Origin of the sequence: Streptomyces sp. NPDC052496 (assembly GCF_040679095.1) — a bacterium.
GTDB lineage: Bacteria > Actinomycetota > Actinomycetes > Streptomycetales > Streptomycetaceae > Streptomyces.
Genome location: NZ_JBFAUH010000010.1, coordinates 45590 through 51516, shown reverse-complemented (window position 1 = coordinate 51516; position 5927 = coordinate 45590). Strand labels below are relative to the sequence as shown.

Sequence of the window (5927 nt, the reverse complement as noted above, 5' to 3'; positions counted from 1 at the left end):
TCTCGTAGACCTCTCGCACAGCGGGCGCGTGTCAGGACGGCGCGGGGCCGGAACGGTGCCGGACGGGGCGGCTGCCCGCGCCGGAGCGGCAGGGCCGCGGGCCCCGGCCGGTCAGCTCCAGTACTGCAGCGGCTCGTCGGGGCCCTTGCAGGCGATGAATGCGGCCATGCCGACGCGGTGCCCGTCGCGGGCCGGGGTGACGGCGTGCAGCATCCGGGAGCTGAAGACGATCAGGTCGCCCGCCTGTGGGTGGATGACGTGCGCCGGGGGTTCCAGGGCCGCCGGGTCCAGCCCCTCCACCGCCTGGATCGTGCGGGCTTCCGCGCTCGTGGGACCGCGCCGCCACAGCTGGAGATCGCCGCCCTCCTCGGGCACCTGGAGATAGACGTTGGCGACCAGTTGCTCGGTCACTCCGGCGATCTCCGGGGCGTCGGTCTCCTGCGCGATGTGGTCGTTGTGCGGGCGGAAGACCGAGGTCTCCGGGTGGAAGACACGCAGCGCGCCGACGAAGCACGGCCGGCCGCGCAGCCGCAGCAGGTTGGCACCGGCCGGCCAGCACTCCTGGAGCAGCAGACGTACGTGGTCGACCGGGGACAGATACGGCGCGAACAAGGCGCGCACCTCGTGGATCGAGGGCAGTGCGGCATCGTGGTAACGGGCGGACAGTTCGGGATTCCACGCCGTGTCGATGTGCGGCATGTGAACACGTCCGACCGTACTCGTATATTTCTTGTGATAATTCCCCAGCGCCTTGTGCCGCACCGCTTTCCGGGCCACGTCCGCCGCGATCCGCCGGTCGCAGAATCCGGGTACGTGAAGGGCCGCGATCTCCTGTCGGACCAGCCGCAGCAGTGTGTCCCGGGTCAGTTCACGCGCGAAGTCGCCGTCCCCGGTGCGCTCGGGCGCCACACCGGCACCGGTGTCGGAAACAGTCGGGGTCACGTCGTCACTCTCCACTCAGCGGCGCACAGCACGGAAATGACCGGAGGGCCGCCGGCCCGTCACCGCACGGCCGCCCCGGGTCTCGGCACGGAATTGCCGAGGTGCCGCCGGAGCATACGTCCCTGACCCACTGCGCATTTCCGCTTCCGCTCGTGCGTGCACACCCGCCCCCGGAAAGCCCGGGCACGTCCGCACAGCTTGTCCCGGCCCGCCTCCGGCTACACCGCACTCACCGGCAGCCCGCCCCATCGGGGGAACGGAAAGGCTCCTCATGGACGGGTGCCGCTGGAACGACGGTCCGACAAACTGCGGAGGGGAAAGTATGCCCCGGCGCCGTCCGCAACGGCGCCGGGGGCGTCTCAGCCGGTGCCGCTGGGTACCACGCACTCGGCCGGCTGGGGTTTCTTCTCCGGCCAGCCCAGGCCTACGAACGCCACTCTGCGGGTGCGCGGGTCCAACTGCACCACGGCCACCGGCTTGTCGTACGCGTTGCCGCCGTTGGTCAGGCAGATCCAGCCGCTCGTGCCCCGTACCCGGTGTGCGGCCTCCAGGCGCGGCCATTCGGCGGCGACGCGTTCCCGGGACGGTATCGAGTCGGCGGCCTGGGCGTTCGCCAGGAAGACGGCTTCGGCGATGGTGCGTACGCCGTCGTGCACCAGCATCGTGCGGGAATCCTCCAGCTGCACCGGGCCGATGTCACCCGCGGTCTGCTCGCCGATCAGGGTGCGGAGCTCCTGGAGTTCCTTGCGCGGATCGGTCAGATAGGCCGGCCGGTCCGCGGCCGCCGGTTTCCTTCCCGTCTGCGCCTGCCGTTCCTTCTCCCAGGTGCGCAGGGCCACGTCCCAGGCGTCGGGGTGGCCGGGCGCCGCGTACTGCACGGTGATCGTGGGGCTTCCCCCGTCACCCCGGAGTTTCTTCCAGTCGTCGTCGGACAGATACCGGTCCAGCGTCGCCGCGCCGGAGCCGCTGACGATGGTGTATTTCTTCCCGTGGCACGGCACCTCGGCCAGTTTCAGGGCGAAGAGCCGGAGATGGACCGGGCGGCCCGCGAAATAGACCACGTGCGCATCCGATTCGCAGATGTTGTGGCCGATCAGCGAGAAGTGATTGCCGGTCTGGCCCGGGTCGTTGATGCCGGGCGATTCGAATACCTGGTCCTTGGGGCCGGGCGGGCCCGGCTCCGGACGGCTGAACGCCTTGGCGAGCGACTCGTCGTAGATGTCGTGCGGCCGGACGTCCCTGACCAGGACGGTCTCCGCGTCCCGCAGTCCGCCGTGGAAATTGGCGAGGGCGTCCGCCTGCTGCCGGTTGGTGGGAATGATGCGGGCCAGCCCGGGGAACGGGAGCCGGCCGGTGGGATTGTCGGGATTGGCGATCTCGTCGGCGCTGACCCGGCCGGCGAGAACCGGGATCTTCAGTTCGTTGGTCAGCCGCGCGACCGCGGCCTTGGTGGCGCCGAGGCTCAGGTTGAATCCGGTGACGGCCCGCAGGTTGTCGCGGGGGGAATCCGCCAGCGCCGCGAGCCGGCTCACCACCTTCGCCTGCTGCGCGTAATCGGCGCCGGGATTCGCCAGGACGAGACGCAGCAGCGGGGTCTTCTCCATACGGTTGGCGCGGTACTGCGCCAGGTACGCCCCCTGCAATTCGCTGCGGAGCTGCTTGCGTTCGGCGGGCAGCTTCGGCTGCAACGGCAGCATCATCGCCACGGTGACGCTGTTCTTCTCGCCCACCCGCTGGTTCTCCTTGCGGATCGCCTCGGTGACCTTCCGTATCTCGGCGACGCCGAAGTCGTAACCGGAGCCGTTGACGCCGATGCATTCACCGGCGCTCTTCTCGACCCCTTCGGCGCACTGCTCGGGGGCACCGATGTGCGCCGGGAGGAGAAGTGCGGCGGGGACGACCACGGCCAGCACGACGAGCACCGTGCACGCCTTGCGGATCCAGGTGGCCCAGAACGTGTTGTACAGCCAGTTCATCAACGCCGCACCCTCCCTTACCCGATGTGTCTCGTGCAGGTGCACGGTCTGAGCGGCTGCTTGTTGGTGAGCCGGTCACTCCAGTCGCGGGCCGTCTGCGTCAGCGTCCCGGCCCCGGCGGCCGGTTCCTCCCCCAGCCGTTCCAGCAGCTTGGGCAGGGTGTCCGTCACGGCGTCGTCGAGCGGTTCGGTGCGGTCCTCGCAGAGCCGTACGGCGTGCAGCAGCCGGTCGATGCGCTTGCGCCGCACGTCCCCGGGGACCTCCGCCTCGCCCAGCGCCCGCGCGCGCCGGTCGTCGGTACGGCCGAGCAGCGGCGCCTCCGCCACGGCCAGCAGTTCGTCGCACCAGACGCGCGCGCTGCGGGTCAGGAAGGTGCGGTCGAGGTAGTCCGTGACCGTCTCGGCGTCGCCGACCGCCAGGTGGTGGTGCATGCCGTGCGCGGCGGCGGAGCCGAAGAGTGAGTCGGCCACGTCGTCCTCCAGGGCCCGGTAGTGGTCGCGCAGCAGGGTGTGGTCGGCGCGCCAGGCGGCACCGTCCGGCCGCAGCCGGTACAGCCGGCGCATCAGCAGACGGCGCAGGCCGAGGTCGCCGATGAAGTGCCGGGGACAGTGCGGCCAGCCGCTGTCCCGCAGCAGCTCGGCGATGCGGTACGCGGACAGGCTCTCGTCCCGGCCCGCCTGCACCTCGCGCATCAGGAGCTGCGCGCACTCCGCGTCGTGCGCCACCGAGAGGTGGCTGAGCAGGTCGAGCCAGTGCGCGCGCTGCTCCGGTGGGAGGTCTTCCGGCGGCTGACGGACGACGAGGTCGTCCAGCAGCAGGTCCGCGACCGGGCGGCCCTCCGCCTCCTCCCCGGAACGCACCCGCGCCTCCAGCAGGGCCCAGTCGGTGCCCTCCCCGGGCTCCCGGAACGTCAGCGACGCGGTGGCCTCGCCCAGCCGGGTCACGAACAGGGGGCGTCCGCCGCTCAGGCGGTGGATGCCGCTGTCGATACGGAGCTGGGCGGCGTTGTCGCCCTGCGCCCGGCGTACCTGGAGGCGGGCCGTCTCCCTCGACTGCTGGTCGCGCGTCAGCATCGGCATACGGACGAGGAGGACACCCCGCGCCAGGGGCGTGAGGCCGGGGACGCCGCCGGACGGACGGCTCCACCCCGGCAGACCGCCGTCGGAGGGCCGCCAGCTCACGGGCGCGTCGTCCTCCGTACCGGCGGCGTCGCCCACGTGGTGCAGAAAGCGCCCGCCGTCCTCCCGCCGCGCGGTCGCCATCACCACCAGCCGGTCGTGGTGCCCGCGCTCGCGGTCCTCCAGCACCGGCCGCAGCAGCCGTCTGCCCAGGGCGTTGTCCGCGTGGTCGAGCAGCAGGGCCGGGCGCCCGGCCCGCGACAGCCGGCCCACCAGCGAGACGTACGCGGCTTCGATGTCCTGGCGCAGCGCGCGGAAGAGGAAGCCCTCGGCGACCTCGCGCGCTTCGCCGCCCTGCTGGAAGTGCGAGGCGAGCGAATGCAGGCCCAGTTTCGGGTGGCCGCCGGCGCCGGTGTATTCGCCGTAGCACGCCGCCAGGAGCGCCTTGCCTTCCTGGGAGGTGCGGACGAGCAGTTCGTCCAGGACGGCGTTGATGAACGGTACGGCCCCCGGGTGGGCGACCAGGCCGGCGACGACACTGACGTAGGCCCGGCCCGCCCGGTTCAGCACGCCTCGCCAGAAGGAGCCGCGCGGCAGCAGCTCGTCGTGCCGCTGCACCTCGCTGACCAGGGTGGCCGTGTCGGCGAGCGGGTCGCCGGCCGCGACCGCCGCGAGGCCCGCGTACAGCCGTGGAGTGGTGACCGCGCCGCCGTCGCCCTGCCATGCGCCGAACTGCCGGGCGATCTCGCGCAGCACCTCGGTCGTCGCCGAACGCGTCCGCGAGTGCTGTTCGGCCTGTTCCCGGTACACCGGGAGCCCGCAGTCGATGTGCGCCGTCGGTACGTGGCGGCCGAACTCGTTGCGTACGCACTGCAGGAACCGGCCCTTGCCCGTACCGGGTCCGCCGACGAGCAGCACCACAGGCAGGTCGGGGCCGTACAGCGGCTTGCGGTTGCGTCCGGCGCGCGTCTTGCCCAGCAGCCGGGCCACCAAGCCGTCGTCGTCGAGCAGCTTGTCGAAACCGAGATCGTCAGGCACGGGCCCCCCGATGCGTCACCGACCGTACCGCTTGTGATGACACGTCAGGCTAGTGCAGTTCCCCGGCTTTCAGGGAGGGTCGCTCCCGGCCGAACCTCTGGCCCCGGGCGACGCCCCCGCTACTCCTCTTCCGGCTCCCCCGCCGCCCGGACCCGGCCGACCAGCCGCTCGTAGCGCTGCCGGGCCGCCTGCGGGGTGCCCAGCCCCAGCCCGAAGGCCACCTCGGGCCAGGTCATCCCGCGCCCCCGGGCCATCCGCAGCAGGCCGGCCTCCAGCTCGTCCAGCTCGCCGCGCACCAGCGGCAGCAGGCTCAGCGCCGCGGTGACGTCCGCCCGGTCCACCTCCGGCTCCCCCGCCTCCACCTGTGCCGCCCCGCTCATCAGGAACGACACCAGCCGCACCGCCTCGTGCGGCCCGAGGACCGACGGATGCGCCTGCCGCGCCCGCTGCTCCTCCGTGGCCGCGTGCCGCTCCGCGATCCGGAACAGCGCGGCATGCACCCGCTGGGCCCGCGCCTGCTGCGCGTCCGGCAGCGAGAAGGGGTCCTGGCCGGCCGTATCGGGCTCGTCGTTCTGCTCGGAGGTGGGTGTCATGGGGCCAGCATGGGCGCCACTACGACTCATTGTCAACGCCTCGTTGCAAACGATGTGTTTGCAACCCGGGGTGCCAGCCATCGCCATCCATGGCCGCGGACTCCGGGCGACGCCTGCCGGAAAGGGCGGACCGGGGCGCCGTCGTCACCGGCCTTCTGCCGCCGAACGACCCCGGCCCGCCTGGGCTTCGTTCGTCTTCCCCGAGGAACGAAGCGAGTCGATACTGCCCATCGCGGTGGCCGCCATGCGCACCACCGCGC

Annotated in this window: 4 protein-coding genes; all 4 read right to left on the bottom strand. The window is 72.0% G+C overall.

The window, feature by feature from the left end; translation table 11 throughout:
- Nucleotides 1-111: 111 nt before the first annotated feature.
- On the bottom strand, nucleotides 112-942 hold the full coding sequence (locus AB0L45_RS15645) for a 2OG-Fe(II) oxygenase (RefSeq protein ID WP_365840023.1): 831 nt from the start codon (nucleotides 940-942) through the stop codon (nucleotides 112-114).
- Nucleotides 943-1301: 359 nt separating this feature from the next.
- Nucleotides 1302-2918 carry an amino acid ABC transporter substrate-binding protein gene (locus AB0L45_RS15640; RefSeq protein WP_365840021.1) on the bottom strand — a complete coding sequence of 539 codons (1617 nt, stop codon included), beginning with the start codon at nucleotides 2916-2918 and terminating at the stop codon, nucleotides 1302-1304.
- A 17-nt stretch (nucleotides 2919-2935) separates the two neighbouring features.
- Nucleotides 2936-5074: a hypothetical protein gene (locus AB0L45_RS15635; RefSeq protein WP_365840019.1), complete on the bottom strand. Its 2139-nt coding sequence runs from the start codon at nucleotides 5072-5074 to the stop codon at nucleotides 2936-2938.
- A 119-nt stretch (nucleotides 5075-5193) separates the two neighbouring features.
- Nucleotides 5194-5667, bottom strand: coding sequence for a DNA-binding protein (locus tag AB0L45_RS15630; protein WP_365840017.1), 474 nt, complete (start codon nucleotides 5665-5667; stop codon nucleotides 5194-5196).
- Nucleotides 5668-5927: the final 260 nt, after the last annotated feature.

Excerpts from the sequence above, each read along its gene's own strand:
- AB0L45_RS15640 (WP_365840021.1), bottom strand. The coding sequence starts at position 2,918 with ATGAACTGGCTGTACAACACGTTCTGGGCCACCTGGATCCGCAAGGCG.
- AB0L45_RS15630 (WP_365840017.1), bottom strand. The coding sequence starts at position 5,667 with ATGACACCCACCTCCGAGCAGAACGACGAGCCCGATACGGCCGGCCAG.